Source organism: Streptomyces sp. NPDC050738, from assembly GCF_040654175.1.
In the GTDB taxonomy this organism is placed as follows: domain Bacteria; phylum Actinomycetota; class Actinomycetes; order Streptomycetales; family Streptomycetaceae; genus Streptomyces.
In genome coordinates, this window is sequence record NZ_JBFAHN010000003.1 from 199,770 (window position 1) to 226,656 (window position 26,887).

A 26,887-nucleotide genomic window follows, 5' to 3' on the forward strand; every position below is an offset into this window, starting at 1 on the left:
CCACTCACCACTCCTTCTTCAGCAACGACAGCGCGGCAATCAGTTCGGCCTGCGACTCGGGCCCGACATCGAGCGCGTCGAGCGGCGCGAGCCGCCGGTCGCGCTCCCCGTCCAGCACCTGGTCGATGCAGTCCCCGACCAGCACCGCGCCCTTGTCCCGCAGCCTCAGCGCGCCCTGCGCGCCGATCCGCATCGCCAGACGCTCACCCGCGCGGCGCGCGCGCCGGCCGCCGAGCAGCGCGGCCGCGAGCAGCGCGGCCACCGACTCGGGGTCGGGCGCCGCCGAGCGCTCCAACTGCCGTACCTCTTCCTCCGCGAGCTCCTCCAGGACGCGCCGCCAGCGCCGTACGATCACGCCGATCCGCTCCCGGGACTCACCGGCCCCGGGGCCAGGGGCGCCCAACTCCGCGCGCTGCCAGGCCTCGCGCACGCCCTCGTCGGCGGCGGCCACGGCGCACTCCAGGAGCGCGGTCAGGCTCTCCACGAGCGCGTCGAGCAGTTCGCCCGCGGTCGAGTCGACCGGGTAGCCGCGCCAGCGGGTCCTGGCGTCCCCGGCGAGCACCGCACCGGCCTTGAGCTCGCGGCGTACCCGCTTGCCCTCGCTCCCGTACGCCTCCTCGACCGTCGCCGCGAGCCGCACGGCCGCGGCGTACTGACCGGAGACGGCCGCGGCCAGCTCCGGCATCCGCGAGTGCAGCGAGGAAATGACTCCGCTCGCCGTCCGGTCCAGCGCCTGCTGGCGGGCAGCGGGATCCTGCGCCCGATGGGTGAGCCAGGCCCGCAGCGGCGCGACGGCGGTGGTGGGCAGCAGCCCGCTGCCGCCGCCTGCGGACTCGGGCAGTTCGGGAATGGTGAAGCGGGGCACTTCCCCGAGTCCGGCCCGGGTGAGCAGCGCCCCGTACTGTCGCGCGACTTCCGCGATCACCTGATGGGGCACCCGGTCGAGGACGGTCACGAGCGTCGCGTTGTACTCCTTGGCGGTACGCAGCAGGTGCCAGGGCACCGCGTCGGCGTACCGCGAGGCCGTGGTCACCAGCACCCACACATCGGCGGCGCAGATCAACTCGGCGGCCAGCGACCGGTTCCCGGCCACCAGCGAGTCGATGTCCGGTGCATCCAGCAGGGCAAGCCCGCGCGGCAGCGTCCCGGCCACCTCGACCTTCAGCTCACACCCGGGGACGACCCGCTCCCCGTCGCCGTCCTCCCCCGGCTCCTCCTGATGAGGCAGCCATACGCGGGTGAGCTGGGGCAGCACCCGCAGCCCCGCGAACCAGTGGTGGTCGTCCGGGTGGCAGACCAGCACCGGAGTCCGCGTGGTGGGCCGCAGCACGCCCGCCTCCGTCACGCGCCGCCCCACCAGGGAGTTGACGAGCGTGGACTTCCCGGCACCGGTGGAACCGCCGATGACGGCGAGCACCGGCGCGTGCGGATCTCTCAGCCGGGGCACCAGATAGTCGTCGAGCTGCGCGAGCAGTTCGGTCTGCGTCTGCCGCGCGCGCGGCGCCCCGGCGACAGGAAGCGGAAGGCGCACGGCGGCCACCCGGTCGCGCAGGACGGAGAGAGCGTCGATCAGCTGGGGCCGTACATCCAAGGTCACCACATGGGAAGAATGCCCGTTTTTAGTCCCTTTTTGAAGCGTATGGCCGTTTCTGCGCGCCGATCAGGGCCATCCAGAGGCATCTGGAACGCTTCAGGCACCCGGGACAGACGGGACGAGTGGGACAGGGGCATAACGAGTGCACAACACCCGGCGCGTGAGGCGCAAAAAGCGCTGCAAGAATCGCACCTGCCTGCGATTATCGGTTCGCTTCACTGAACCTCCACATCGTGCCACGGAGGTGAAGCAACCGGGACGAGGGGAACGGAGCCCTATCCTTGTCCCCGGCAAGGTCACGCGCCCGTCCAACCCGGTGCTCCAGGCCGCCGAGGCCACCATCCGGCCCCCGTAGCTCAGTGGATAGAGCAGGTGCCTTCTAAGCACTTGGCCGCAGGTTCGAGTCCTGCCGGGGGCACACACGCCCAACCCTGCGAGGCCCTCCCACCGGGAGGGTCTTTTTGCTGGTCACGGGACCATAGCGCCGGGCGGGTATCGACAACGTAAGCGCCGGCCCCTCCCCTGGTCACGGCGGATCGGGACCGACGCTGTCCGGCTGTCACCGGGTTTTTGCGAGTGGCTGGGTCGAATACGGGTCGAAGTTTCCGGCGGTGGGTCAGCCGGCGTCGGCAGCGTCGGGGAGGTCCCCGGCAGCCTCAAGCCGCTTCTTGAGATCGGGCAGCTGCCCATCAACACAGCGGGCGTAGGTGGCGAGCAGCACAGGCACGCTGTTGCCGGCCCACTCGGCTACCTGCGCGGGCGGGATGCCGTCGTTGAGCCACTTCGTCAGACGGGTGTGGCGGATGTCGTAGATCCGCTTCCCCATCGGCGACTTGTACCCCCGATCGGTCAGCTCCGCCTTGCGGACGCTCCTCCATGCCCGACGGGTCACAGAGCCAGCGAGGAACCCTCCGTTCTCGCCCTGGAACAGCCGGTCGCCGGGCTTGAGCTTCCGCTCCTGGATGTGCGCTCGGAGGATTCTTGTCAGAGCGAGTCGACCGGGCACGACGCGGGTGTCGTCCTCGGCGCGCCCCTTCAGCCCGCGCTCTTCGCGGATCTCACCGTCGTCGGTCCAGTTCTTTCCGACCTCCGGTTACGCGGTGTGGAACAGCACATCGCACCACTGATCTTCAGCGCCCGCAGGGGGCAACGTGACGTCCTCCACATACAGCGCCACGGCTTCCTCGGGGCGTGGCACGGTGTAGTAGACCGTGGCGAAGTACCCGTACAGCCTCCGGCCGCCGCGGGGTCGTCTCCGGATACTGGCGAGCATGCGCGCCATCCGTTTCGGATGGATCAGAGACCGCCGGTCAACCGCGTTGGACGTCTGTGGGGTCGCGCCTCTCCCCTTGGGGAGCGGGTTGCTGTCCAGGGTCCGGTGCTTGATGGCGTACTCCATGGCCACGTTCAGCACCCGGCGATTGCGCTTGACGGAGCTAGCTGCCGCCCGCTTGCCGTCGAGCTTCATGTCGACGGCCCGGAGGGTCTCCTCAACCTTGGCCGGGTCCCCTCATGCGGCCATGGAAAGGGTGTTGCGTTCCACCCACTTGAGGATCGCGGCTACCTCGGAGGGTGCCTCGTTCCGGCGTCCTTTGTTGAACGCGAACTCCCGCAACGCGGTGCGTACATCGACCGGCTTGAAAGCGGTCGGTTCTGTGCGCAGCAGAGCGATGGTCGTCGCCATCAAGACCTTGGCGGTGACCTTGCGGCTGTTGCCTGCCGTTCGATCCCGACCGTCTGGTCAGGCCAGGCCTGAAAACAACCGGTCAGCTACAAGACAAGCTATCCGGGGTGTCCAGAAACAGACGGGCTAGCCGGCGGGGCCGACTCTCCAAGTTGCACGCCATTCCCCTCAAGCAATCAGGGACCGGTTAGTCGAGAGACCGGGTCAGGGTCAGGGTTCCACGACACCATCTGCTGAACCATGCTGGAAGTTGGAAATCTTTGAGATTCCTGGCCAGCTCGGTTCTAGTGAACGGCTCACCCCTGTTACTCATCTCTACTCCAGGCATCCTCGACTGGTCACGCGTTGCAATTACCCGCGCAAACCAGGCAAGCCCGTGAATTCCCTGCACCACTTCATGGAACGCGTGCAAGCTCGGCGAGCTGTACTCGTACAGCGCACACGAAATCCAGAGCAGGAGCGGGCGAAGCCTTCCCTCTGCATCAATCTCAACCAATTGCTGAGGAGTGACTTCTTTCAGGAACTTCGAGAGGTCTTCCAGAGTCTCAGATAGCCCCTCGGGATCATAACTGCACCACTTACCGAGATCTTGAGTCGCCGCCCAGTCGATTAGAGGGAAATCTCCTGTACCGCCCCCCAACCAGACAGCTTGAAGGATCTCCACAGAAAGCGGCCCAGCAGAATACTCCCCAAATATCCCAAGATGGGTCAACCAGCCAGGAGGCTTGGGGAAATCAAGTCCACCAATTTCGACGACGCCATCTTGAAGTAGGTACGCCTGTACCACAACGTCTTCCGGCCATTCAGTTGCGTAAATTCGCGACGCCAAGTCTGCCATTTGCGGAACCCAGCCCGCATCAAAATAGCCGCTTCTCTGCGAAACAGAAAAGCGGGCCCACCGCGCCAGAACCGCACGAGCTGGGCCAGAATCGCCATTATCAATTCCCGAAACGAGAAGCGAGTACAGTCGATTTCGCGGATCGCGATAAAGATCAAAGACCTCAGCCGACGAAACACTCGTATCATTAATGGGTGTTCGGTTCCAGAACTCGAACAGGGCTGCGAATATTGCATCGGTTGTGCGCTTGGGCATTGGGGCCGCATTAAGCACTCTGAGACTCAGCGACACGTAATTGCTCGCGGTCGCTTTACCAAGGGAGCGTGTCTTGTCAAGCAACCCGGAGACAATTGCCTCCGCCCCTCGATCATGCTTCTCATCCGCGCACTGAACGATTACATCAGCCAGGACCGAGCTTGAGTCCCGTTCGTAAGCTTTCACTACTTCGCCCACCAAATCCGTCATGGAGTCAGCTCTACGGACAATCTCTTCCGCCGAGAAATACTCCATGAAGGTTCGATGCGTGAATCCGAAGATTCGCTCGCCTCGATCTGTAGTTCCTTGCGAAGTCAAAAGCCATGCGCGATCCGCACAGAAATCCAGAAACGCCTGAGCACGGCGAGCCCCTTCCTCTTGTTCCACGGACCCCGTATCCGTGAAGAAGTTGGAGATAACTTTTCGCAGTTGCCCCTCCTCAACACCGCTTTGAGCTGATTGGCTCCTATAGAAGAAGTAGGCGAGATCCTGCATGAGTCGAGTTCCATATTGGCGATGATCCATAGGCTGTTCGATCTGCCGCATTGAGTCCCAACGCTGGAAAAGTAGATCTGCGCAGGATTTGTATACCTCTCGTCTATTGTGAGGGATGTAACCTCGTGCACGATAGAGAGCGCAGAGCAACGACAGCATCAACGGGTTGGTGCAGACATCGTGAATATTTTGCGATTCACGCCGAAATGCTTCCTGTTCCTCCTCGCTCCTATCCGTCGCCGAGAACCATTTACGGACGTACTCCTCGACCTGCTCTTCGCTGAAGTCATCAAGCTCATAAAGGGTAAATTCATTGGCCCGAAATGGCGCCTTTTGGTAACCCACGCGGCGCGCCGTAACCAGAATAGATGAAAGCGGATACCTCACCGCAAATTGCTCAATAGCCTTAACGAAAGTCAACCTTCGATTTATATCAATAATCTCATCAATTCCATCAAATACAACTAGCGCCCTCCCAAGGGTGAGGATGTCTCCAAGGGTAGATTTTTCAATGTCGAGCTGAAGGTTTTCGCGAATTGAGCGAGTTATCGCGTCGAGAATGTAGGTACTCGAATCTGCACCTGCGAATTCTCGACATTGTATGACCAGCGGTGCAAAGTCGCTACCATCCGCAGAGCTGGAAGAGCTTACTTTATGAACCAAGTGCTGCACCATAGTGCTCTTGCCAACGCCGGGATTCCCGATCACGACACAGCGGGGTCGGTTAAATGGGCGGGCCAAGAACTCATCGGTTCTGAGATCCGTGGAATTGTGTCGACGCAGGCTTCGGGTTACATAAAGGACGCCGTTATCAAATCGAAAAGACTCCTGTGCGTGACCAAAGGTGTGAGCCAGATTGACCTCTGAATAAAAGCCCGCCGAAGCCGTACGCACGTCGTATAGCGCAAGGCGTGCGGATTCGAATCTACGTCGATCCCCCGCGATATCCGCGAGTTCGCGGAATGCTACGTTCGCGGGCTGGAGACGTCCTTCAATTAGCGAGGTGGAACCTACGTAGGAAGACAGTCTTTTCTGCTCATCGGCAGTGACAAAGGATGAGAGTTCAGCCATTGGGAATACCTGATCCAGGGACCCAACCAGAAGAGACCAGAGCAGTCCAGAGAGGTTTGACCAGTTGAAATTATTCTTGTCGCAATGAATTTCAACCAGTGAGCCGAAAGCATCCTCAAATTCCTCAACGACTGTCACGTATGCACCTTCCGCCCTACTGCCAAACTTGACAATTAGGAGGAATTGCGTGAGAGCCGTACACTCTGGCGACTCCATCAGTTCGACGATCTGGTTCACTTGATCCTGAGTTAGAATCGTCGCCACTTCGCCACTAGCGGGATCGTTCAGAGTTAGCCCACCTCGATAATCTATCTCCTCATCCCAGACGGGAAAGTGATGGCTGCCCAAGGCGTCATTGGACGTGCTCCCGCCAGTGAGTGATTTGAAGGATTTCTGCACGACGCCACCAGCGAGTCGTCCAGCTATTCCTGCCATCATGGGGTCCACAGATTCTCCCGTGCGCAGCGCCGAAAACACCCACGTTAGCTCGCGAACCAAGTGGAGAGGAGGCGTTTGGCAACGTTCGGCTGCTGCCTCTCTCCAGCCATCGGTGAACCTGCCAGTGGGCGATACGCGGGCACGACGTGGTGGTCCCGCCGCGCCTCCTGACGTAGCGGCAGGTTCGGCATGCCGTGAGCCCTGCTCAACAACCCCGTCGTGAGGCCAACCGAGCGCTCCGAGAGGTCGCAGAGAGTCTCTCCCCCGAATACATCCCGCAGTCGAGTGTGAGTCCTCCGGCTGAGGAGGTATAGATGCTGGTCCACGCCAAGATCCCGCTGTACTGGATCACTCTCTTCTAAGCACTTGGCCGCAGGTTCGAGTCCTGCCGGGGGCACACACGCCCAACCCTGCGAGGCCCTCCCAACGGGAGGGTCTTTTTGCTGGTCACGGGACCATAGCGCCGGGCGGGTATCAACAACGTAAGCGCCGGCCCCTCCCCTGGTCACGGCGGATCGGGACCGACGCTGTCCGGCTGTCACCGGGTTTCTGCGGGTGGCCGTGTCGAATACGAGTCGAAGTTTTCGACGGCGGTCAGCCGGCGTCATGAACGTCGGGAAGGTTGCTCATGTGGCGGCGCAACAACCGGAGTGCCAAGTCATGGTGATACCTCTCAGCCAGAGCGAGCGGTGTCTGACCACCGGGAGCGCCCGACAGCCTCGGGTCTGCGCCGTATGCCAGAAGAACGGCCGTGGTGGCCACAGTGAGCGGGCCCCCACTTTGCAGTGCGCTGTCACCTTCGACGTCGATGGCGTGGAGCAACAGCGTCATTCCCCGATAGATCTCATTGGGATCAGCGCCGTCGTCCAACAACCGGGCCAGGAGCTCAACGTCCTGCAGTTCAACGGCCTGGCGGACTGGCGACCACTCATCTTCCGGAGGCTCTGCGCTGTAGCCCGGGGCGGCGGAGGTGGTCACGAGCCCTCCAGGCGAGTCCTGGTGCCCTGGACTGCTGCACTGAGATACGGCCTGGCCTTCGCGATCGCGGTGTGCACCCCGCTGCCCGACTCGGCTGGCAGGTCACGTTGTTCTGCCTCATACACGGCGCCGGAGTGGTGAGCGACCTCCCGGACGAGCCGCGATGGCGCGCCCAGGATCTCCAAGTGGCGTGCCCCGTCGAGTGGGTGGAGGCCTGCGTCCCGCGCGAGTGGAGCTACGGTCCGAGTGTGCAGCCAGCGGTTCCCGAGTGAGGGCAGCAGAGACTTGGCCGCTCCCTGGGGCGTGTCCGGTGCAGAACGCATGCTGGGCACGGTAGCCGAGTCATCCGGTGGGCCGACGGGACGGCACCGGACGTTCCTGATCATCACGCGGACAGAGTTTCCCTACGTCATTCAAGACGGCCTGAAGCGAGTCCGCCGACGTCAGCCGTCCGGGGCCCCGGGCACGCACGCCCAACCCGGCTCAGCTCAGTTGCTCGGCGAGGCCGACGATGATGCCTTCCGGGCCTCGGACGTAGCAGAGCAGGTAGCTGTCCTCGAAGCGGGCCATCTCGCCGACCAGTTCGGCGCCGTGAGGGCGCAGGCGGGCCACCGTGTCCTTGATGTCGTCCACGGCGAACATGACGCGGTGCGTGCCCAAGATGTTGTGGGGCTTGTTGCGCGGCTCGGTGCCGGTCGCCGTTGGGCTGCGGTACTTCGCCAGTTCCAGGCGGCTGTGGCCGTCCGGGGTCCGGACCATCGCGATGTCGCAGTGGACGCCGTCGAGGCCGGTGCACTGGTCGGCTACCGGGCCCTCTACCTGCGCCCTGCCCTCCAGCTCCATGCCCAGTTCCACGAAGAACGCGACTGCGGCATCCAAGTCCTCGACGACGATGCCGACGTTGTCCATCCGCTGGATTGCCATGGTGGATTCTCCTTCTTTCTCGTGCGGCCGGTGGTGGCCGCTGATGCCCCTGGGACGGAGCCGGGGGCGCGTTCTCGACATGCCCCGAGCGACGGACTCCGAAAAATCCGGGCGCGGCTCAGGTTCGGTTCCGTGCGTCGTGACCGCGCGCCGCCATGAGGAGCAGGACCAGGCCCGCGAAGCCGATCAGGAGCGTCGTCCACTGAGGCAGGCCGGCTGCCCGCAGGAGGGCGGCGGCGCCGAAGCTCGTGTTCCATCGCGCCTCCGTGATGGCGGAGCCGAAGCCCTGGATCACGAGGATGGCTCCGAACAGCCACAGCAGTCCTCCGCGTGAGTTGGTGTTCGTCCTCACTAGCTCTTCCTCCCAGTGTCGGCATTTCGTTCCGATGCGCTTGCATCACATCGTGCCGTGGCACCGGATATGATGCAAGTGCATCAGGATGAGCGAGGAGTGGACCGTGCCCAAGCAGGTCGATTACGAGGAGAGGCGCCGGCACATCGCCGAGGCGGTCTGCACGCTGATCGCGTCTTCCGGCATGGAGGCCGTCAGCCTTCGTGACGTCGCCGCTCAGGCCGAGGTGTCCATGGGCTCTGTCCAGCGGTGCTTCCGTACCAAGCAGGACATGCTGCTCTTCGCTCTGGAGCACATCAGCCAGCAGGTCGGCGAACGCGCCAACCGGCGTATCGCCGCGACCTCCACGCCCCAGGCCGCTGCGACCCTGCTCTCCCACACCCTGGCCGAAGTCGCCCTGCTGGACGAGGGGTCAGCGACGCAGGCTCGGGTGTGGATGGCCTTCGTCGCTCAAGCGCCTGCCGGCGAAACGCTGACCGCGGTGCTGCGCGAGACCTATGGCAAGCTCCACGACCTCGTCGTGTGGCTCATCCGCTACGGGCAGGACACGCGGGAAGTCCGGCGGCAGCTGGACGTCGAGCTGGAGGCGCACACGCTGCTCGCCCTGGCCGACGGGCTCACGGCCCACGTCCTGGCCGGCCATCACACCTCGGCTGCGGCGTCGGCCGTCCTCCAGCGCCACATCGATCAGCTGCTGGAACAGCCGCCCGCCGAGGACTGACACCGCTGCCTACGTGGCCTGCTGCGCGCCGGGGATCGCGCCGAGCGGGTTCGACCTGTGGGCACCGCGCCTCACGCCAGGGACGAGCCTGCCGTCAGGGCGAAGGACGCCGTCGTCACGGCCGTACGGGCCAGGTGGAGGCGGTTCCACCTTGCCTCGAAGGCTGCGCGGGTCTCGCTCGCCGACGCGGTCGACTTCTCGAGCGCCACGTTCAGCGGGATGTTGCCGGCGATCGTCACCAGGTGGCTCACCGCGGCGCACACCAGGCCGGCGACGAGCAGCAGGCGGGCGTCGTCCGTGCGTCCGTCCACGGGGACGGCCAGGGCGGCCGCAGGGAGTGCCACGAAGCCCAGGAAGACCAGCAGGAACACGGGGCCCGGCACCTTGTCGTTGATGCGGCGCATGGCCGCCACGAACTGCTCGTCGTCCAGGAGCTTCAGGCCGGGCATGACACCCGACGCGAAGGCGAACATGAAGCCTGCGTAGAGCCCGGTAGCGATAACGGCGAGGACGAGCAGCGTGGTGGCCATGCGAGACATGATGGCCGGGGCGGACGGATTGTGCAGCCGGTTATGGGGGCTGCTTCAGCCCTTCAGCCCGTTCGCCTCCTTTATCGCCGTTGCCAGGTCTCGCACCTGGCTGTCCTCCGAGGTGTTGGCCAACACCTCGGCGCGGTCGGCGAGTTCGCTCAGGCTCGGTGCGGACGGCAGGGACCTGCCCCGCAGTTCGTCCGCGAAGTAGGCGGCCAGCGCTGCCACTTGGAGGCGGGTGCTCGTCTCGGACCAGAGTGTGTTCTGCAGGGCGTCCGTCTCCACCATTCCGCTCTGCTCGTGCGGAGCCCGGTCCTCGGGGTCCAGCCAGCGGACGCTCGCCGTCGCCACATGGCCACCGGCCCCCTCCCGCAGGCGTACCGCGTACAGCGCCGTCACCGTGTGGCCGGGGCCCACCTCGCCGCCGTCCACCCCGTCGTTGCGGAAGTCCTTGTCGGCGACCTTCCGGTTGTCGTAGCCGATCAGCCTGAACTGCTGCACCGTCTGCGGGTCGAACGCCACCTGCGCCTTGGCGTCCCTGGCCGTCAGCTCGATGTTGGCGGGGAGCTGGTCGCAGAAGACCTTGCGGGCCTCCGCGCGGGAGGCGACGTACGTCGTGTGGCCGTCGCCCTTGTCGGCGAGGCGTTCCATCAGCGCGTCGCCGTAGTCGCTGCCCACGCCGACGCCGAAGAGGGTGATGCCGTGGTCGCGGCGTGCCCCGTCGATCCGCTTGAGGATCTTGTCGGCCGACGTCTCGCCGGTGTTGGCGAGTGCGTCCGAGAGGAGGACGACCCGGTTGGTGGCGCCCTTCCTGTGGCCCTCGACCGCGACGTCGTAACCGGTCCGTATGCCCGCCTCCAGATTGGTGGAGTCGGTCGCCTCCAGGCTGTCGACGATGTCGTGGATACGGTTCCTGTGGTCCTTCACGCGGGTCATCGGCAGCCGCGTCTCGGCCCGGTCGCTGAAGGTGACGATGGCGATCGAGTCGTCGTCGCGCAGCTGGTCGGTGAGGACGCCGAGCGAGTCCCGCACCAGGTCGAGGCGGCTGCTCTCGCCCATCGACCCGGAGATGTCGACGACGAAGGTGAGGGCGGCGGGCGCGCGTTCGGCACCCTCCGCCTGACCTCGGGTGGCGAGTCCGACCCGGACCAGCGACCAGCCGTCGCCGCCCGTCCTGGCGCCGTCGACCGTCACCGTGAAGCCGTTGCCGTCGGGGCGCTTGTAGTCCTGCCGGAAGCTGTTGACGAACTCCTCGGGCCGTACGGTGTCGGCCGCCGGGAGCTTTCCGTCGGCGAGGGTGCGGCGTGCGTAGCCGTACGACGCGGTGTCCACGTCGAGCGCGAAGGTGGAGAGGTAGTCGGGTGCGGGTGTCGGCGCGATGTCCTTCTGTTCGCCGTCCGCGCCGTTGGCGCGGTCCGTGTCCGCCGCTCCTGTCGGCTGGGCGGGGGCGGGCAGCGGGCCGTTGTAGCCCCCGCCACCGCCCCCCTTGCTGCTGCTCTTGCTTCCGTCCGAATGGCTGCCGCCCGCCCCGCATCCGGCGGTGAGCAGCATCCCGCCGGCCAGCATCGCGGCCAGCACACCCCTGTAGGTCTTTCCGCTGAGCTTCATGTCCATGAGACTCGCGAGGCCCCTTCATGGAGCCGACGAAGGAGTTGCGGCTGCGTCTCGATGCGGACACAGCAGTCACGGACCGGCTACGAGACGATGTCCTTTCGGGCGAACCCCCGGAAAGCCAGGGCGAAAAGCACGATTGCGTACGTCACCGAGATCGCGGACCCCTTCAGCATTCCGCCCCATTCGAGGTGCGGCTGCAGCGCGTCCGCCCAGGCGAACTGCCAGTGCGCGGGCAGGAAATCGCGCCAGGAACCGAGCGCGGTCACCGCGTCGAGCACATTGCCCACGATCGTCAGACCGACCGCTCCGCCGACCGCGCCCAGCGGTGCGTCCGTCTTCGTCGAGAGCCAGAACGCCAGGGCGGCGGTGACCAGTTGGGAGACGAAGATGAACGCCACCACGATCAGAAGCCGTGGAATCGCCTCGCCGGCCGTGATCGACCCGCCGGTCGGCAGCTCCAGGGGACCCCAGCCGTACGCGACCGAGCCCGCGATCAGCGCCACGAGCGGCAGCAGCACCATCGCCGCCAGGCTGAAGCCCAGGGCCACCGTCAGCTTGCTCAGCAGCAGCCGCACCCGGGGCACCGGGGCGGCGAGCAGATACCTCAGCGAGGACCAACTGGCCTCCTGCGCCACGGTGTCGCCGCAGAACAGCGCCACCGGCACCACCAGCAGGAACCCCGCGGAAACGAAGAGACAGGTCGCGGCGAAGTTCGCCCCCGACGCGGTGGCGGTGTCCATCAGCGTCACGCGCCCGTCGCGCCCGCTGGGCGTCCCGCCGATCGCGAAGGCGGCGATCAGGATGAACGGCAGCGCCACGAGCACCGCCCCCATGACCAGGGTCCTGCGCCGCTTCCACTGCCGCATCGCCTCGACGCGCAGCGGCAGCGTGCGGTGGGGGTGGTAGCCCGGCGCGGTCTGTACGAGTGGGTCGCGGGTGTCGATGGTGCTCATTCGCCTCCTCCTCCGATCAGCGTGAGGAACGCGTCCTCGAGACGGCGGTGCGGTCCCACAGCGGTCAACGGCACGTCCAGGCGCACCAGTTCGGTGATGAGCTCGGCGGGGCTCGCCCCGTCGAGCCGCACCAGGAGCCCGTCCTCGGTCCGTACGGCGGATCCGATCCCCGGCAGTACGGCCACCTTCTCGGCCAGCACCTCCGTGAACTCCGTCTCCGCCATGACCAGCAGGGTGTCCCCGCTGCCGGTGATCTCGGCGACGGGTCCGGCCTGGATGAGCCGGCCCCGGTCCATGACGACCAGATGCGTACAGGACTGCTCGACCTCGGCGAGGAGGTGGCTGGAGACGATCACCGTGCGGCCGTCGGCCGCGTACCGGATCATCACGTCCCGCATCTCGCGGATCTGCGGCGGGTCGAGCCCGTTGGTCGGCTCGTCGAGGATCAGCAGGTCGGGCAGACCGAGCATCGCCTGGGCGATGGCGAGCCGCTGCCGCATTCCCTGCGAGTACGTACGCACCGCACGCTCCAGGGCGTCGCCGAGCCCGGCGATCCGCAGTGCGTCCTCGACATGCGAGTCCTCGGCCGGCCTGCCGGTCGCCTTCCAGTACAGGTCGAGGTTCTCGCGCCCGGTGAGGTGCGGCAGGAATCCGGCGCCCTCCACGAAGGCCCCGACGCGCGAGAGGACGGGCGAGCCCGGCTGGATGGCGTGCCCGAAGACCCGGATGTCGCCGCCGTCGGGGGTGATGAGCCCCATCAGCATGCGCAGGGTGGTGGTCTTGCCCGCGCCGTTGGGCCCGAGCAGCCCCAGGACCTGCCCCTTCTCGACGCGGAACGACAGGTCACGAACCGCGTACCGGTCGGAGGACTTGGAGTACTTCTTGGTCAGTCCGGTGATCTGGAGCGGCACCACGGCCAGCTCGGCATCTGGTGCCGGCACGGACTTCCTGCGCGTGACCAGGAGGCCCGCCGCGATCACCAGCGCCAGGGCGGGCAGCCCCCACACCCACCACGGCAGCGGGGCCGCGGCGGTCTTCACCGCAGGGTCGGTGGGCACACTCAGCCCGCTGCTCCCGTCGAGCGCGATGCTGTACGTCGCCGGGGCGGCCGGGGACGCGTACCCGAGGTCCGTCGAGGCGAGCACAAGACGCAGCCGGTGACCGGAGTCGACCTGGTGATCCACGGCGGGAAGGGTCAGTTCGACGGTCCTGCCCGCGCCACCCGTGCCGGTGATCCGCACCGGGGCGACCAACTGGCTGGGCAGCACCTGCTGCTTCCCGTCGGGCCCGACGTCGTACACCTTCCCGAAGAGCACCGTCTCGTCGCTGCCCTCGGACTTCACCTTGACCTTGACGGTCGGTGTCCCGGTGATCCGCAGGTTCTGCTTCAGCGGCGCCGAGTCGAAGTGCGCGTACTGCCCGGGGAAGTCGAGCGAAAGCCCCACGCCCAGACCGGAGAGCTGCGACAGCGCGCCCACACCCGGGACCGCGGAGATCGCGGGCGGGTTGCCGCCCGCGGGGTTCTCGACGCGCTGCTCGCGGCCGGTGAGCGCGACCGTGCGGTCCCCGCCGACCAGACCCGGATAGCTGTCGGAGCTCGCGCCCCTCAACTGGGCCGCCCCGTCGGTCGAACTGACCCCGCCCGTGCGCGTCACCCGGAAGGCAGGACCGGTGCCGACGCCCTTGTCGTCCTTCAGATACCGCCCGAACCAGTCCGCGATCCGCCCGTCGACACGGCTCGTCTCGCGGTCCCCGCCGTCGTGCCCGCCCGCGATCCAGTCCACGGCGACAGGCGCGCCGTTCGCCTTGACCGCCTTCGCGGCGGCGTCGGCCTGCCCCAGCGGGAACAGCGAATCGGTCTGCCCCTGCACGATCAGCGCGGGCACCTTGATCCGGCTGCCCACGGCCTGCGGACTGCGCTCCTCCAGCAGCTTCGTCGCCGCCGCGTCCGGCTTCCCGGCCACCGCGACCCGCTGGTACATGTCGCACAGCTGCTTCTCGAAGTGCGAGCAGCCACCGCCGGTGTTGATGAAGATCCCGGCCCAGAGCTTCTTGAAGACCCCGGCCGGGAAGAGCGCATCCGCAAGATTCCAGTACGTGATCTGCGGGGCGACGGCGTCCACCCGCGAGTCGTACCCCGCCGCGAGCAGCGAGATCGCACCTCCGTACGAAGAACCGGTGACGCCGACGCGCGGGTCACCGGCCTTGTCCAGCTGGACCTCCGGCCGCTTCGCCAGCCAGTCGATCAGTCGCGAGACGTCCTTGACCTCGCCGTCCGGATCGTTGAGCCCGACCTTCCCGGTCGACTTCCCGAACCCCCGCGCGGACCAGGTCAGTACGGCATATCCGTCCCGCGCGAGCTTCTCGGCCTGCCCCTTCACATCGGCTTTCGAGCCGCCGAACCCGTGCCCGATCAGTACGGCGGGCCGCCGTCCGTCGCCGCCCGCGGTGAAGTACGAGGTGTCGAGCGACACCCCGTCCACCGCCATCGTCCGGTCCTCGCGGTGCACGGGCGCGGGCCCGTCGGAGGCGACGGCCGTCCACGTCCCCGCCCCCACGAGGACGGCGAGCGCGGCGACCGTACCGGCGACAACCCGGCTGCGCCTGCTGCGGGGCTTGCGTAGCTTCATAACTGTCAACCCTAAGCGGCAGCTATGACACCCGATGCTGCCATCAGGTGGAGCTCGCGGTAGCACTCGGGGAGTACGGGGCCACCACCCCGTACCGCAGCAGGAGTAGAGAGGCAGCGCCCATGTCCGATCACCTGGAGATCCGCCGCGCGACCGACCCCGCCGAGCTCGTCGCGGCCCAGCACCTCTTCGACGGTCCTGCCCGCCACGAGTGGTCCCTGGCCTTCCTTGCGGCCCCCGGCCATCTGATGCTCCTCGCGTACGTGGAGGGGCGGCCTGCCGGGTTCATCACGGGCATCGAGATGCTCCACCCGGACAAGGGATCGGAGATGTGCCTGTACGAACTGGGCGTGGACGAGCCGTACCGCAGACGCGGTATCGCCCGCGAGCTCGTCGCGACGCTGGCGGAGGTCGCGCGCGACCGCGGCTGCTACGACATGTGGGTTCCCGTCGACGCGGACAACGAACCGGCGCTGGCGCTCTACCGGGCGACGGGCGCACAGCCGGACGGCGCGATCGCGATCCTGACCTGGGAGTGGGACTGAGGTGCCGCGGGCCCTACGATCACGTCCATGCCCTCAGCCCTGGTCCTGATAGACCTGATGCCCCGCATCGTCGCCCTGCCCGTCGCCCCGCACTCCGGCGAGGAGGTGCTGGCGCGCTGCCGGCTCCTGGCCGACGCGTTCAGGGCGGACGGCCGCCCGGTGGTGCTCGTACGGGTGGACCGCCCGGGCGTCGCCGAGCAGCCTCCGGGCAGCGGCTTCGCCGAGGGTCTCGTACAGCCCGGCGACATCGAGATCGTCAAGCACACGGTGGGGGCGTTCCACGAGACGGGCCTGGACGGGGAGTTGCGCAAACGCGGCGTGGACACCCTGGTCCTCGGGGGGCTGGTCACCACCATGGGCGTGGAGTCGACCGCGCGGGCGGCGAGCGACATCGGCTACGAGCTGGAGTTCGTGGCCGACGCGATGTCGGGGCTCGCGGCGGACGAACACGACTTCGCGGTGGAGCGGACCTTCCCCCGGTTCGGTGAGGTACGCAGCACCTCGGCCTACCTCTGAGACCCGCCCGCTCAGGTGCGCACCCACAGACAGAACGGGTGCCCCGCCGGGTCGAGATGGACCCGTACGTCGTCCTGCGGCTGATGGCCGGCGAGCCTCGCCCCTGCGGCGACCGCGTGGGCACTCGCACCGTCCAGATCGTCCACCTCGATGTCCAGATGCAGCATCATCTGCTGCTCGCGGGGATCGGCGGGCCAGACGGGCGGTACGTAGTCGGGCTCGCTCTGGACGGAAAGGCCGGTCCCACCGCCCTCGGGTACGAGCTTGACCCAGCCGGGCTCCTCCTGCGCGACCTCCCAGCCGAGGAGCCGCCGGTAGAACGCGGCGAGCTCCGCGGCGTCCGGCGCGTCGAGGACGACGGCGGTGAACGTCATACGCGGCCGGGGGGTCACTCGCCCTCCTCGACCAGGAGCAGCCGCGCATAGTTCCCCAGGGACCGCTGATAGCGCGGCAGATGCGGCGCGAGCGCCCCGAGCGCCAGCGATACGGCTTCGCGCTCCCGGCCCACGTCGGTCAGCGCGAGTGCGAGGAACGCCCTTACGGCATCGTCGAGTTCGTCGCTCGCGGCGTGCACCTCGGCGGTGAGCAGGACGACGCTCTCGTCCGAGCGCCCCAGATTCCGCAGCGAGCTGGCCATCTGGATCACCGCACGCCGCCGACGGATCCCGGAGAGCCCAGCCTTCAGCGCCTCCTCGTACAGAGGCACGGCAAGATCGGAGTGCCCGGTCGAGTCGAGGGCGGCGGCGCGCTCGAAGATCCCGACGGGCTCTCCGTCCGGCAGCTCCGCCACGAGCCGGTCGACGATCGCCCGGAACTCCTTCTCCTCGTACGAGTCGATGGACGCATAGGCGTCGACGATGCGCTGGTCCCAGTCCGCGTTCATTGCGCCACCTTATGGATCACCTCCTGCGGCGTCCATGTCATACCTGCTGAGTAGAGATCCGTGCGTCCGTGCTCGACAGCAAGTCGGCGGACCCGACGCAGGGCCGCATGAAGGAGGAGATCGGCACGGCCACCGTCTCCATCACCTACACGAAGTTCGGCCCTGCCAAGCGCGTGCCCGTACCGCCGGCCTCGGACACTGCCGACCTGACGGCCGCCATAAAGAAGGCCGCGAAGAACAAGCCCTGACCTGCCCGCGTGGAGTCACAGCGGCAGGAGGCCCGCGGACGTGGGGCGGAATCCGCACGCCGCGTAGAACGGTTCCAACCCGGCCTCGTAGTCGACGTGCAGCCAGTGCGCACCGCGCGCCCGCGCCTCGTCGGCGGCCGCGTGCACGAGCCGGACGCCGAGCCCTCGCCGGCCTTCGTCGGGATGGACGGTCGTGTCCAGGATGAAGGCGTGCACGCCACCGTCGCCCGCCACATTGACGTACCCCACCAGCCGCTCGCCCCGATGCGCCGCGATCCAGACGAGGCTCCGCGCCATCACCGGCGCGAAAGCCGTCGTCATGTGCCGCATCATTCCGTACGGTTGCGCGCCCGGTGCGCGGCCACTGTCGTACGGCTCGCGCAGGTGTTGGAGCAGAAGCGGCGGCTGCGGTTGCGCGACTGGTCCACGAAGAAGCGCGCGCAGCCCGTCGCCCGGCAGCGGCCGACCGTGACCTCCGGGGCGCCGCTCGCGACATGGGCGAGCGCCGCCGCGCAGGTACGGCCCAGCCAGCGAGCCGGGGGTTCGCCGTCGGGGGCGTAGTGGAGGTGGGCGGTGCCGGGGCCGTCGTGGGCGCTGAGGTGGAGGCGGGGCGGGAAACGGGTCAGGAGCTGGTTGACGGCGGTGACATCGCCCCCGTCGGCGACCGCCGCCACCGCTGCGCGGAGCGGGGCCAGCAGGGGTGCCAGTTCGGCCCAGGCGGTCAGGGTGACCTGGTGTTCGTTCATCATCTGCCGTGTGTGAGTGGTCAGTTCGGCCTCCGACCCGGCGTTCGCCACCTCCACGGCCACCCGTGCCACGTTTCCCATGTAGTCCTCGTAACGCACTTGACCGCCTACCTCTCCGCTGCGACCGTAGCCACCATGATGCTTGATGCCGCCTACTCGGCGCGCACACTCCAGCGGGCCGGCCAGTGGGATGCCGCACTCGCGCTGCTTCCTTACACCTCCGAAACCGCCGCCGTGCGCGCCGAGATACTCGTCGACCGGCACACCTGGCGGCTCGATCCCGTCGACGAGGCGCTCACCGCCGTCCACGGAACGAGCGAGGCGCAGCCGCGGACCGCAGCCTTCCTCCTGGCCCAACTGGAGTACTACCGCCGGATGTTCGGTCTCGGCACACAGCCTCTCTGCGACGACCCCGTCGAGGTGTTCGCCGCACTGCCGCCCACGGGCTGGGCGGTCTTCTGGTGGTCCGTGGCCCAGGAGAACCTCCGCCAGGACAAGGACGCGGCCGCCGAGGGACTGGCCCGGGCGCGGGCGCTCGCCGTCGCGGACGGGGACCTCTTCCTGGAGTCGTACGCCGTACGCCACGAAGGCGCGCTGCTCCACTTCGAGAAGGGCGACCCCGCACGCGGCCTCCCCCTCCTGCGCCGCTCGCTGAACCTGCGCGCGGCCTGCGGGGCACGTCCCCAAGCAGCCGCGGCACAGCGGACGTTGGCCGAAGCCCTCGGCCCGGGCGAGGAGAGCGACGAGCTCCGGGAGATCTCCGCGGCGACCGCCGACGAACTGGGGCTGACCTGGCTCAAGCGGGCCGAGGACTGACCCTCCACGGCTGGGCGAGGGCGGCGATCAGGGCGCGCGCCGGGCCGCCTTCGCCCAGCCGTGTGTGCAGCACTTCCGTACGATGCGCGATCCGGGGCGTCACGATCCGGATCGCGACCGTCCCGGGGAGCGCCTCCGCGACCGTGGCGGGCAGCACCGTCAGGCCGTGGCCCGCCGCCACCAGGGCGCCGAGTGCGAGGACGTCCGTACCGTCGATGACCGTGTACGGGCGGAAGCCGTCGACGCGTGCGGTGGCCCGGAGTTGGGCCAGCGGGATGCCGGTGTCCGGGGCGTCGATCCAGTGCGCGTCGGCCAGGTCGGACAAGCCGACCGCGCTGCGCGTGGCGAGCGGGTGGCCTGCCGGGAGCAGTACCGCCAGGGGCTCCTCCGCCACCGGCGCGGTCGTCAGAGCGTCCGCGTCCGGGACCGGCAGCGGGTCGGACGGGGCGGCGGCTCCGTCCACGAAACCCAGGTCGGCCTCGCCTGCCATGACCGCCCCGGCCACCTCGGCGCGCGACACCATCCGCACAGTGGATCCCGAGGGCAGCAGGGCGGCCAGGCGCCCGGTGAGCGCGAGCGGCGTGCAGCCCACGGTCAGGGTCTTCGCCGGCCCGGCACCCAGCCGGGCCATGTCCGCCCGGGCCGCGTCCAGACGCAGGAGCAGGGGACGGGCGTGTTCGAGGAGCCGGGCACCCGCCTCGGTGGGGGCGACCGGGCGTCGGGTGAGGAGCGGGGTGGCGAGGTCCGCCTCCAGTGCGGCGATGTGCTGGGAGACCGCGGACTGCGTATAGCCGAGGACGCGGGCGGCCTCGGAGAAGGAACCGTGGTCCACGACCGCCGTGAAGGTGCGCAGGAGGTGGGTGTCCATGAGCATCAGTATTGCTGATGCCGCATGCAGGAATCATCGTTGGACGTGATGTGGGCGGCGGGGCGATGCTCCTCGTATGCCGAATCCCGTACGCAATCGCCCGGCCCGCGTCGCTCTCGTCGGCGACAGGTCGCCCCACGTCCGCTCACACACCCGCATCCCTGTCCTGCTCGATGCCCTGCGCGAGCGGGACCGGCTCGACCTGGACGCGTACTGGATCCCCACCGAGGACGTGGAAACCGGCGGCGTCGAGGGCTTCGACGCCGTCTGGCTGCTGCCCGGCAGCCCGTACCGCAGCGAGGCGGGCGCGGTGGCCGCCGTCCGCACGGCCCGCGAGCACAAGATCCCTTTCCTCGGTACGTGCGCGGGCTTCCAGCACGCGCTCCTGGAGTACGCCCGCACCGTCTGCGGCCTCACCGAGGCCGGCCACGCCGAGAACGACCCGGACGCCGAGGACCAGGTCGTCGTCCCGCTGGCCTGCTCACTCGTCGGCCATGAGGGGACGATCCGGCTCACGGCCGGCTCGCTGGCCGGTGAACTCCTGGGCACAGAGCAGAGTTTGGAGCGATTCCACTGCGCGTACGGGCCCAACCCGCTCCACCTGGACACGCTCCGCGAGCACGGCCTGCGCTTCACCGGCAGGGACAGGGACGGCGAGGTCCGCATCGCCGAACTCCCCGGCCACCCCTTCTACCTGGCCACACTGTTCCAGCCGGAGCTCGCAGGGAACGGCACGCGGGCGCATCCGCTGATCCGCGGCTGGGCGCGTGCGGCGGCCGAACACGCGTGAGCCCCCGGACCCTTGCAGGTCAGGGGGCTCAGGCAACACGCAGCGGTCAGTGGTTGCGCGGGAAGCCCAGGTCCACTCCGGTCGCCGCATCCGCCGGGTCCGGCCAGCGGGTGGTGACGACCTTGCCGCGCGTGTAGAAGTGCACGCCGTCGTTGCCGTAGATGTGGTGGTCGCCGAAGAGCGAGTCCTTCCAGCCGCCGAAGGAGTGGTAGCCCACCGGGACCGGGATCGGGACGTTCACGCCGACCATGCCGGCCTCGATCTCCAGCTGGAAGCGGCGGGCCGCGCCGCCGTCCCGCGTGAAGATCGCGGTGCCGTTGCCGAACGGGGAGGCGTTGATGAGGGCGACACCCTCCTCGTAGGTCTCCGTGCGCAGTACGCACAGCACCGGGCCGAAGATCTCGTCACGGTACGCGTCCGAGTCCGTCGGTACGTGGTCCAGGAGCGAGAGGCCGATCCAGTGGCCCTTCTCGTGGCCCTCGACCGTGAAGTCCGAGCCGTCCAGGACGACTTCGGAGCCCTGGGCCGCCGCGCCCTTCACGTACGAGGCCACCTTGTCGCGGTGGGCGGCCGTGATCAGCGGGCCCATCTCGGAGGCCGGGTCGTTGCCGGGGCCGATCTTGATCTTCTCGGCGCGCTCCTTGATCCGGGCCACGAGGTCGTCCGCGATCGAGCCGACCGCCACGACCGCGGAGATCGCCATGCAGCGCTCGCCCGCCGAGCCGTACGCAGCCGAGACCGCGGCGTCCGCCGCCGCGTCCAGGTCCGCGTCGGGGAGGACCAGCATGTGGTTCTTGGCGCCGCCGAGTGCCTGGACGCGCTTGCCGTTCGCCGAGGCAGTGGTGTGGATGTGGCGGGCGATCGGCGTCGAGCCGACGAAGGAGACGGCGGCGATGTCCGGGTGGGCGAGGAGCGCGTCGACCGCGACCTTGTCGCCGTGCAGGACGTTCAGGACGCCGTCCGGCAGGCCCGCCTCGGACGCCAGCTCGGCCAGCTTGACCGCGGCCGAGGGGTCCTTCTCGCTCGGCTTCAGCACGAAGGTGTTGCCGCACGCGATGGCGATGGGGAACATCCACATCGGCACCATCGCGGGGAAGTTGAAGGGCGTGATGCCCGCGACGACACCGAGCGACTGGCGGATCGACGACACGTCGACCCGGCTGGAGACCTGGGTGGAGAGCTCGCCCTTGAGCTGGGTGGTGATACCGCAGGCCAGCTCGACGATCTCCAGGCCGCGGGCCACCTCGCCCAGCGCGTCCGAGTGGACCTTGCCGTGCTCGGCGGTGATCAGCTCGGCGATCGCGTCGCGGTTGGCGTCGAGCAGCGCGCGGTACCGGAAGAGCACCGCGGTGCGGGCCGCGAGGGAGGCTGTGCCCCAGGTCGCGTACGCGGCCTTCGCCGTGGCGACCGCCGCGTCGACCTCCTCGACCGAGGCGAGCGCGACCTGCGTGGTCACCTCGCCGGTCGCCGGGTCGGTGACCGGACCCCAGTTGCCCGACGTGCCCTCGACGGCCTTGCCACCGATCCAGTGGTTGACGGTCTTCGTCGTCATGATGACTTGCTCCTCAGTACCTTTTAGAGATGGCGGCGTCGGGCGGCGACTTGCCTGTCGTACTCCTCCCGGGCCTTGACCGCCGACGGGCGGGTCGCGGTCTCGGCCACGGGCACATCCCACCACGCCTGGGCAGGGGGCGGGCCCGACACTGTGTCTGCCGTTTCGGTCTCCACGTAGACACATGTGGGAACGTCGGCCGCCCGAGCCGTGGCCAGGGCTTCGCGCAGGTCGTCGCGGGTCTTCGCGCGTAGTACGGACATGCCCAGGGAGGCCGCGTTGGCCGCCAGGTCGACGGGGAGCGGATCGCCGGTCGCATAGCGATACGCCGTGCCCAGGCGCTCCGCTCCGACCGACTCCGAGAGGCCGCCGATGGAGGCGTATCCGTGGTTCTGCAGGATGACGATCTTGATGGGGAGCCCCTCCTGGACGGCCGTGACGATTTCGGTCGGGTTCATCAGATACGTACCATCGCCGACCAGCGCCCACACCGGCCGCCCGGGCGCCGCGAGCTGGACGCCGATCGCGGCGGGGATCTCGTAGCCCATGCAGGAGTAGCCGTACTCGACGTGGTACTGGTCGCGGGAGCGGGTGCGCCAGAGCTTGTGGAGGTCGCCGGGGAGGGAGCCCGCGGCGTTGATGAGGATGTCGTCACCCGTCACCAACTCATCGAGCACACCCAGGACTTGGGCCTGGGTGGGACGGGCGTCCGCTGCCCCGCCCCCGTAGGCGGCGTCGACCCGTGCCTCCCACTCCGCCTTCGCGTCCGCGTGCCGCGCCGCGACCCGGTGTCCGTCCAGCGCCGACGTCAGCGCCTCCAGCGCCGCGCGCGCGTCCGCGACCAGCGTGAGCCCCGCCATCTTGTGGGCGTCGAAGGGCGCGATGTTGAGGTTGAGGAAGCGGACGCCCGGGGCGGAGAAGAGGGTCGCTGACGCAGTCGTGAAGTCGGACCAGCGGGTGCCGACGCCGATCACCAGGTCGGCCTCGCGGGCGAGCCCGTTCGCGGTCGCCGTCCCCGTGTGACCGATCCCGCCGACGTCGGCGGGGTGGTCATGGCGCAGCGACCCCTTGCCCGCCTGGGTCGAGGCGACCGGGATGCCGGTGGCGTCGGCGAAGGCGCGCAGGGCGTCCTCGGCTGCGCTGTGGTGGACGCCGCCGCCCGCGACGACCAGGGGCCGGCGGGCGTCGCGGATCGCACGGGCCGCCTCCGCCAGTTCGTACGGCTCGGGGGCCGGCCTGCGCACATGCCAGACGCGGTGCGCGAAGAACTCCTCGGGCCAGTCGTACGCCTCCGCCTGCACGTCCTGCGGCAGGCAGAGCGTGACGGCACCCGTCTCCACCGGGTCCGACAGGACCCGCATCGCGGCCAGCGCGGCAGGGATCAGCGCCTCGGGACGGGTGATCCGGTCGAAGTACTTCGAGACGGGCCGCAGACAGTCGTTGACCGACACATCGCCCGCGTAAGGGACTTCGAGCTGCTGCAGCACCGGGTCGGCCGGACGTCCCGCGAAGGTGTCGCCGGGCAGGAGCAGCACCGGCAGGTGGTTGATGGTGGCGAGGGCGGCCCCGGTGACCAGATTGGTGGCGCCGGGCCCGATCGAGGTGGTGACGGCGTGCGCGGACAGACGCCCGCTCTGGCGGGCGTAGCCGACGGCCGCATGCACCATGGCCTGCTCGTTGCGGCCCTGGTGGTACGGCATGAGCTCGGGCCCCGCCTCCACCAGCGCCTGCCCGACGCCCGCCACATTGCCGTGCCCGAAGATGCCCCAGGTGGCTCCGACGAGCCGATTCCGTACGCCGTCCCGCTCGGTGTACTGCGCGGCCAGGAAGTTGATCAGCGCCTGCGCGGTGGTGAGCTTCACCGGTACCTCTCCTCGTGATCGGGGTGGAAGCTGATCTGCCACTCGCGCAGCTCGCCGGGGCCTGCCATCACATTCAGGTAGTACATGGTGCGGCCCGGCGGCGCGATGGAAGGCCCGTGCCAGCCGTCGGGGATCAACACCGCGTCGCCGGTGGCGACTTCGGCGAGCAGATCGGTGCCGCCCTCGCGGGAGGGCGAGACGCGCTGGTAGCCGAGGCCGCCGTCCTCGAACTCGTAGTAGTAGATCTCCTCCAGTACGGACTCGGCGCCCGGGCGGTGCTCGTCGTGCTTGTGCGGCGGGTAGGAGGACCAGTTGCCGCCGGGGGTCAGGACCTCGACGGCGATCAGCCGGTCGCAGTCGAAGCTGTGGGCGGCGGCGAAATTGTGCACGCGCCGCGCGCAGTTGCCGCTGCCGCGCTCTTCGACGGGTACCTCCGGCGCGGGGCCGTAGCGGGCGGGGAGTCGTCGCCCGCACCTCGCTCCTGCCAGGGCGAAGCGGCCTCCCGCACCGGAGGCGATCTGGGCGTGGGCGTCGCGCGGTACGTACACGAAGTCGCTGACTCCGTCGAACACACCTGTCCTGCCCCGCAGTTCGAAGATCTCCCCGTCGACGAGGACCGTACAGCCACCCTGCAACGGCAGCACGATCCACTCGCTGTCGCCCGCGGAAAGAAGATGTGAACCTCCGGCGTCGAGTTCGAGCACGCGCAGCGAGGAGTGGCCCCAGCCGGCCCGCTTGGGGTCGATATCGAGGGCGTACGGGCCTCGGGCCGCGCTTCCCGCCCGTACGACGAGCTGGTCGTCCTTCATGATCGCCTCCTGTGGGGCGGAGAGAGTTAGAGCAGTCCGACGGCGGTGTCGACGGCCGCCGCCACGTCCCCGTCACCGGGGTAGAGCAGCGAGCGTCCGGCCACCAGCCCCTGAACTGTGGGGAGTTGGAGCGCCTTGCGCCATTTCTCGTACGTACCGTCCTGGTCGCCACCGGTCTCGCCGCCCAGCAGCACGGCGGGCAGGGTCGAGGTCTCCATGACGCGGGCCATCTCGTCGGGGTCGGCGGTGACGGGGACCTTCAGCCAGGTGTACGCGGAGGTGCCCGCGAGCCCCGATGCGATGGCGATGGAGCGGGTGACGGCGTCGGCGGTGAGGTCGGTGCGGAGCGTCCCGTCCGCCCGGTCCCGGTGGCAGATGAACGGCTCGACGAAGACGGGGAGCCTGCGGGCCGCCATGGCGTCGATGGCGCGGGCGGTGGAGTGGAGCGTGGTGAGCGATCCGGGGTCCTCGTAGTCGATACGGAGCAGGAGCTTGCCCGCGTCGAAACCGAGGCGGGAGAGGTCCTCGGGGCGGTGGCCGGTGAACCGGTCGTCGAGCTCGAAGGAGGCTCCGGCGAGCCCGCCGCGGTTCATCGACCCCATGACGACCTTCCCCTCCAGGGCGCCGAGGAGGAGCAGGTCGTCGAGGATGTCGGCGGTGGCCAGCACGCCGTCGACGCCGGGTCTGGAGAGGGCGAGGCAGAGGCGTTCGAGCAGGTCGAGGCGGTTGGCCATGGCGAGTTGGCGGGCGCCGACGGCGAGGGAGCCGCGGGCGGGGTGGTCGGCTGCGACGATCATCAGCCGGCCGCTGTCGCCGAGGAGCGGGCGACGGGTGCGGCGGGCCGCGGCCTCCGCGACGGCCTCGGGGTGGCGGCTGCGGATCGCGACGAGGTCGGCGACGGAGATCACGGCCGTGGGGTCCCCCCGTCCAGGAGCGCCTCGACCTCGGGCGGGTAGGGCATCGCGGTGGAACAGGCGAGGCGCGATGCGACGATGGCGCCGGCGGCGTTGGCGTACCGGACCGTGCGGTCCAGGTCCCAGCCGGAGAGCAGGCCGTGGCAGAGCGCACCGCCGAAGGCGTCGCCGGCGCCGAGGCCGTTGACGACTTCGACGGGGACGGGCGGGGCTTCGACGGTGGTGCCGTCGCGGTGGAGGGCGAGGACGCCCTTGGGTCCTTGCTTCACGACGGCGAGTTCGACGCCGTGGTCGAGCAACGCGTGGGCGGCGGCGAGGGGTTCGCGCTCGCCGGTCGCGATCTCGACTTCGTCGATGTTGCCGATGGCGATGGTGGTGTGGGCGAGGGCGGCGGCGTAATGAGGGCGCGGGTCTTCCCCGCCCCAGAACATGGGCCGCCAGTCCAGGTCGAACACGGTGGCGCTACGGGTCGCCTGCGGAGGGCCGGATTCCCCCACCCCGCCCCTTCCCGGCTGTGACATTTTGCGGCTCCGCCGCGGGGGGGCTCCCGCCCCGGACCCCGAGCCCCGGAGAGCGGGGGCTCCGCCCCCTGCACCCCCGAACGCGGCCTCCGGCCGCGTGTCCTCAATCTCCCCCAAGCTCTCAACTTCGTTCGAGCAGGGGGGACCCCCTTGACGGGCTTGATTTTGCTGAACTTCACTCAGGAGACCGGGGTCCGGGGCGGAGCCCCGGCGGGGGTGAACACCCGCCCCCCTCGCCCGCATCGCAGCCAGCGTCGCCCCCCGGCTGGGCTCCGCGCACAACCCCGTCCCCGTCACCCAGAAGATCCGCGCCGCCCGCACAGCCTCCAGGTCCAGCTCCCCCTCCTCGATCACCAGATCAGGAGCCACCGGCTGCCGGTAGAAGTACAGCGGAAAATCGTCGGGCGGAAAGATCTCGCAGAACGTCACCGGCGTCGGCAGCCCGTCCACCACCCCCACCCACCGGTCGTCCACCCCGAACTCCCGCAGTTCCCGCCGCAGATACTCCCCGAACGGATCCGCCCCGGTCCGGGTGATCACCGCGACCCTGCGCCCCAGCCGCGCCGCGGCGACCGCGACGTTCGTCGCCGAGCCGCCGAGGAACTTCCCGAACGTCTCGACCCGCGCGAGCTCCACACCCACCTGGAGCGGATACAGATCCACGCCGATCCGGCCCATCGTGATCAGGTCGTACACCCGCACGCCCTCCTCGTCGCCGCCGCCAGGACTGCCACCGCCCC

General features: G+C 68.7%; 28 protein-coding genes and 1 tRNA gene. 7 read left to right on the top strand and 22 right to left on the bottom strand.

The window, feature by feature from the left end; translation table 11 throughout:
* Positions 1-4 precede the first annotated feature (4 nt).
* Positions 5-1,591, bottom strand: a complete 1,587-nt coding sequence (locus AB0H78_RS08925; protein ID WP_363234080.1) for a dynamin family protein — start codon at positions 1,589-1,591, stop codon at positions 5-7.
* 348 nt (positions 1,592-1,939) lie between these two features.
* Between AB0H78_RS08925 and AB0H78_RS08930 the strand changes: the two genes are divergently transcribed.
* Positions 1,940-2,012: transfer RNA gene (locus AB0H78_RS08930), tRNA-Arg, on the top strand.
* Positions 2,013-2,210: 198 nt separating this feature from the next.
* Here the strand turns inward: AB0H78_RS08930 and AB0H78_RS08935 are convergent.
* From AB0H78_RS08935 to AB0H78_RS08965, 7 genes are all read right to left on the bottom strand, one after another.
* Positions 2,211-2,420 (bottom strand): hypothetical protein, encoded by a 210-nt coding sequence (locus tag AB0H78_RS08935; RefSeq protein WP_363233590.1) that lies wholly within the window; start codon positions 2,418-2,420, stop codon positions 2,211-2,213.
* 267 nt (positions 2,421-2,687) lie between these two features.
* Positions 2,688-3,062 (bottom strand): hypothetical protein, encoded by a 375-nt coding sequence (locus tag AB0H78_RS08940; protein ID WP_363233591.1) that lies wholly within the window; start codon positions 3,060-3,062, stop codon positions 2,688-2,690.
* A 42-nt stretch (positions 3,063-3,104) separates the two neighbouring features.
* Complete coding sequence (locus tag AB0H78_RS08945) at positions 3,105-3,278, bottom strand: hypothetical protein (protein ID WP_363233592.1); 174 nt, start codon at positions 3,276-3,278, stop codon at positions 3,105-3,107.
* Between the two features lie 187 nt (positions 3,279-3,465).
* Positions 3,466-6,375 (bottom strand): NACHT domain-containing protein, encoded by a 2,910-nt coding sequence (locus AB0H78_RS08950; protein ID WP_363234081.1) that lies wholly within the window; start codon positions 6,373-6,375, stop codon positions 3,466-3,468.
* Between the two features lie 594 nt (positions 6,376-6,969).
* Positions 6,970-7,353, bottom strand: a complete 384-nt coding sequence (locus AB0H78_RS08955; RefSeq protein WP_363233593.1) for an ankyrin repeat domain-containing protein — start codon at positions 7,351-7,353, stop codon at positions 6,970-6,972.
* A gap of 483 nt (positions 7,354-7,836) precedes the next feature.
* A complete protein-coding gene (locus AB0H78_RS08960; protein ID WP_363233594.1) occupies positions 7,837-8,277 on the bottom strand; it encodes a VOC family protein in 441 nt (146 codons plus the stop codon).
* 118 nt (positions 8,278-8,395) lie between these two features.
* Complete coding sequence (locus AB0H78_RS08965; protein ID WP_363233595.1) at positions 8,396-8,629, bottom strand: hypothetical protein; 234 nt, start codon at positions 8,627-8,629, stop codon at positions 8,396-8,398.
* Between the two features lie 106 nt (positions 8,630-8,735).
* Here AB0H78_RS08965 and AB0H78_RS08970 point away from each other — a divergent pair, with 106 nt between their 5' ends.
* Positions 8,736-9,350 (top strand): TetR family transcriptional regulator C-terminal domain-containing protein, encoded by a 615-nt coding sequence (locus tag AB0H78_RS08970; RefSeq protein WP_363233596.1) that lies wholly within the window; start codon positions 8,736-8,738, stop codon positions 9,348-9,350.
* Positions 9,351-9,421: 71 nt separating this feature from the next.
* Here the strand turns inward: AB0H78_RS08970 and AB0H78_RS08975 are convergent, their stop codons facing one another.
* From AB0H78_RS08975 to AB0H78_RS08990, 4 genes are all read right to left on the bottom strand, one after another.
* Complete coding sequence (locus AB0H78_RS08975) at positions 9,422-9,880, bottom strand: anthrone oxygenase family protein (protein WP_363233597.1); 459 nt, start codon at positions 9,878-9,880, stop codon at positions 9,422-9,424.
* A gap of 54 nt (positions 9,881-9,934) precedes the next feature.
* Positions 9,935-11,488, bottom strand: coding sequence for a von Willebrand factor type A domain-containing protein (locus AB0H78_RS08980; RefSeq protein WP_363233598.1), 1,554 nt, complete (start codon positions 11,486-11,488; stop codon positions 9,935-9,937).
* Positions 11,489-11,574: 86 nt separating this feature from the next.
* Complete coding sequence (locus AB0H78_RS08985) at positions 11,575-12,447, bottom strand: ABC transporter permease (protein ID WP_363233599.1); 873 nt, start codon at positions 12,445-12,447, stop codon at positions 11,575-11,577.
* Positions 12,444-15,077, bottom strand: coding sequence for an alpha/beta fold hydrolase (locus AB0H78_RS08990; RefSeq protein ID WP_363233600.1), 2,634 nt, complete (start codon positions 15,075-15,077; stop codon positions 12,444-12,446). The genes AB0H78_RS08985 and AB0H78_RS08990 overlap by 4 nt, the downstream gene beginning before the upstream one ends.
* Before the next feature lie 122 nt (positions 15,078-15,199).
* Here AB0H78_RS08990 and AB0H78_RS08995 point away from each other — a divergent pair, with 122 nt between their 5' ends.
* Both AB0H78_RS08995 and AB0H78_RS09000 read left to right on the top strand, forming a co-directional pair.
* Positions 15,200-15,622 (top strand): GNAT family N-acetyltransferase, encoded by a 423-nt coding sequence (locus tag AB0H78_RS08995; RefSeq protein ID WP_363233601.1) that lies wholly within the window; start codon positions 15,200-15,202, stop codon positions 15,620-15,622.
* Between the two features lie 27 nt (positions 15,623-15,649).
* Positions 15,650-16,138 carry an isochorismatase family protein gene (locus tag AB0H78_RS09000; RefSeq protein WP_363233602.1) on the top strand — a complete coding sequence of 163 codons (489 nt, stop codon included), beginning with the start codon at positions 15,650-15,652 and terminating at the stop codon, positions 16,136-16,138.
* Positions 16,139-16,149: 11 nt separating this feature from the next.
* On the opposite strand, the gene AB0H78_RS09005 is transcribed toward AB0H78_RS09000, so the two are convergent.
* The gene (locus AB0H78_RS09005) at positions 16,150-16,530 is read right to left on the bottom strand and encodes a VOC family protein (RefSeq protein ID WP_363233603.1); all 381 of its coding nucleotides are present in this window, start codon (positions 16,528-16,530) and stop codon (positions 16,150-16,152) included.
* Entirely contained in the window at positions 16,527-17,021 is a 495-nt protein-coding gene (locus AB0H78_RS09010) for a tetratricopeptide repeat protein (protein WP_363233604.1), read from the bottom strand. The genes AB0H78_RS09005 and AB0H78_RS09010 overlap by 4 nt, the downstream gene beginning before the upstream one ends.
* Before the next feature lie 68 nt (positions 17,022-17,089).
* Here AB0H78_RS09010 and AB0H78_RS09015 point away from each other — a divergent pair, with 68 nt between their 5' ends.
* Complete coding sequence (locus AB0H78_RS09015; RefSeq protein ID WP_363233605.1) at positions 17,090-17,269, top strand: hypothetical protein; 180 nt, start codon at positions 17,090-17,092, stop codon at positions 17,267-17,269.
* A 15-nt stretch (positions 17,270-17,284) separates the two neighbouring features.
* Here AB0H78_RS09015 and AB0H78_RS09020 read toward each other — a convergent pair whose 3' ends face one another.
* On the bottom strand, positions 17,285-17,590 hold the full coding sequence (locus AB0H78_RS09020; RefSeq protein WP_363233606.1) for a GNAT family N-acetyltransferase: 306 nt from the start codon (positions 17,588-17,590) through the stop codon (positions 17,285-17,287).
* Positions 17,591-17,598: 8 nt separating this feature from the next.
* Positions 17,599-18,096, bottom strand: coding sequence for a CGNR zinc finger domain-containing protein (locus AB0H78_RS09025; protein WP_363233607.1), 498 nt, complete (start codon positions 18,094-18,096; stop codon positions 17,599-17,601).
* A 54-nt stretch (positions 18,097-18,150) separates the two neighbouring features.
* On the opposite strand from AB0H78_RS09025, the gene AB0H78_RS09030 reads away from it, so the two are divergent.
* The gene (locus tag AB0H78_RS09030) at positions 18,151-18,831 is read left to right on the top strand and encodes a hypothetical protein (RefSeq protein WP_363233608.1); all 681 of its coding nucleotides are present in this window, start codon (positions 18,151-18,153) and stop codon (positions 18,829-18,831) included.
* On the opposite strand, the gene AB0H78_RS09035 is transcribed toward AB0H78_RS09030, so the two are convergent.
* Complete coding sequence (locus AB0H78_RS09035) at positions 18,812-19,699, bottom strand: LysR family transcriptional regulator (protein WP_363233609.1); 888 nt, start codon at positions 19,697-19,699, stop codon at positions 18,812-18,814. The genes AB0H78_RS09030 and AB0H78_RS09035 overlap by 20 nt on opposite strands.
* Before the next feature lie 76 nt (positions 19,700-19,775).
* Here AB0H78_RS09035 and AB0H78_RS09040 point away from each other — a divergent pair, with 76 nt between their 5' ends.
* On the top strand, positions 19,776-20,489 hold the full coding sequence (locus tag AB0H78_RS09040; protein WP_363233610.1) for a hypothetical protein: 714 nt from the start codon (positions 19,776-19,778) through the stop codon (positions 20,487-20,489).
* A 46-nt stretch (positions 20,490-20,535) separates the two neighbouring features.
* Here AB0H78_RS09040 and AB0H78_RS09045 read toward each other — a convergent pair whose 3' ends face one another.
* From AB0H78_RS09045 to AB0H78_RS09065, 5 genes are read right to left on the bottom strand one after another with little or no spacing between them, the layout of a single operon-like run.
* Complete coding sequence (locus AB0H78_RS09045) at positions 20,536-22,041, bottom strand: CoA-acylating methylmalonate-semialdehyde dehydrogenase (RefSeq protein ID WP_363233611.1); 1,506 nt, start codon at positions 22,039-22,041, stop codon at positions 20,536-20,538.
* A 23-nt stretch (positions 22,042-22,064) separates the two neighbouring features.
* Entirely contained in the window at positions 22,065-23,903 is a 1,839-nt protein-coding gene (gene iolD, locus AB0H78_RS09050) for a 3D-(3,5/4)-trihydroxycyclohexane-1,2-dione acylhydrolase (decyclizing) (RefSeq protein WP_363233612.1), read from the bottom strand.
* Entirely contained in the window at positions 23,900-24,712 is an 813-nt protein-coding gene (gene iolB / locus AB0H78_RS09055) for a 5-deoxy-glucuronate isomerase (protein ID WP_363233613.1), read from the bottom strand. Before iolB ends, iolD begins: the two co-directional genes overlap by 4 nt.
* Before the next feature lie 26 nt (positions 24,713-24,738).
* Complete coding sequence (locus AB0H78_RS09060; RefSeq protein WP_363233614.1) at positions 24,739-25,620, bottom strand: deoxyribose-phosphate aldolase; 882 nt, start codon at positions 25,618-25,620, stop codon at positions 24,739-24,741.
* On the bottom strand, positions 25,617-26,825 hold the full coding sequence (locus AB0H78_RS09065; RefSeq protein ID WP_363234082.1) for a 5-dehydro-2-deoxygluconokinase: 1,209 nt from the start codon (positions 26,823-26,825) through the stop codon (positions 25,617-25,619). Before AB0H78_RS09065 ends, AB0H78_RS09060 begins: the two co-directional genes overlap by 4 nt.
* Positions 26,826-26,887 lie beyond the last annotated feature (62 nt).

Excerpts from the sequence above, each read along its gene's own strand:
- AB0H78_RS08960 (WP_363233594.1), bottom strand. The coding sequence starts at position 8,277 with ATGGCAATCCAGCGGATGGACAACGTCGGCATCGTCGTCGAGGACTTG.
- AB0H78_RS09030 (WP_363233608.1), top strand. The coding sequence starts at position 18,151 with ATGATGCTTGATGCCGCCTACTCGGCGCGCACACTCCAGCGGGCCGGC.
- AB0H78_RS09010 (WP_363233604.1), bottom strand. The coding sequence starts at position 17,021 with ATGAACGCGGACTGGGACCAGCGCATCGTCGACGCCTATGCGTCCATC.
- AB0H78_RS08995 (WP_363233601.1), top strand. The coding sequence starts at position 15,200 with ATGTCCGATCACCTGGAGATCCGCCGCGCGACCGACCCCGCCGAGCTC.
- AB0H78_RS09045 (WP_363233611.1), bottom strand. The coding sequence starts at position 22,041 with ATGACGACGAAGACCGTCAACCACTGGATCGGTGGCAAGGCCGTCGAG.
- AB0H78_RS08980 (WP_363233598.1), bottom strand. The coding sequence starts at position 11,488 with ATGAAGCTCAGCGGAAAGACCTACAGGGGTGTGCTGGCCGCGATGCTG.
- AB0H78_RS09020 (WP_363233606.1), bottom strand. The coding sequence starts at position 17,590 with ATGACGACGGCTTTCGCGCCGGTGATGGCGCGGAGCCTCGTCTGGATC.
- AB0H78_RS08990 (WP_363233600.1), bottom strand. The coding sequence starts at position 15,077 with ATGAAGCTACGCAAGCCCCGCAGCAGGCGCAGCCGGGTTGTCGCCGGT.
- AB0H78_RS08935 (WP_363233590.1), bottom strand. The coding sequence starts at position 2,420 with ATGGGGAAGCGGATCTACGACATCCGCCACACCCGTCTGACGAAGTGG.
- AB0H78_RS08940 (WP_363233591.1), bottom strand. The coding sequence starts at position 3,062 with ATGAAGCTCGACGGCAAGCGGGCGGCAGCTAGCTCCGTCAAGCGCAAT.
- AB0H78_RS09035 (WP_363233609.1), bottom strand. The coding sequence starts at position 19,699 with ATGGACACCCACCTCCTGCGCACCTTCACGGCGGTCGTGGACCACGGT.
- AB0H78_RS09025 (WP_363233607.1), bottom strand. The coding sequence starts at position 18,096 with ATGGGAAACGTGGCACGGGTGGCCGTGGAGGTGGCGAACGCCGGGTCG.
- AB0H78_RS09040 (WP_363233610.1), top strand. The coding sequence starts at position 19,776 with ATGCCGAATCCCGTACGCAATCGCCCGGCCCGCGTCGCTCTCGTCGGC.
- AB0H78_RS09065 (WP_363234082.1), bottom strand. The coding sequence starts at position 26,825 with ATGGGCCGGATCGGCGTGGATCTGTATCCGCTCCAGGTGGGTGTGGAG.
- AB0H78_RS08950 (WP_363234081.1), bottom strand. The coding sequence starts at position 6,375 with ATGATGGCAGGAATAGCTGGACGACTCGCTGGTGGCGTCGTGCAGAAA.
- AB0H78_RS08945 (WP_363233592.1), bottom strand. The coding sequence starts at position 3,278 with ATGGCGACGACCATCGCTCTGCTGCGCACAGAACCGACCGCTTTCAAG.
- AB0H78_RS08985 (WP_363233599.1), bottom strand. The coding sequence starts at position 12,447 with ATGAGCACCATCGACACCCGCGACCCACTCGTACAGACCGCGCCGGGC.
- AB0H78_RS08975 (WP_363233597.1), bottom strand. The coding sequence starts at position 9,880 with ATGGCCACCACGCTGCTCGTCCTCGCCGTTATCGCTACCGGGCTCTAC.
- iolB (WP_363233613.1), bottom strand. The coding sequence starts at position 24,712 with ATGAAGGACGACCAGCTCGTCGTACGGGCGGGAAGCGCGGCCCGAGGC.
- AB0H78_RS09000 (WP_363233602.1), top strand. The coding sequence starts at position 15,650 with ATGCCCTCAGCCCTGGTCCTGATAGACCTGATGCCCCGCATCGTCGCC.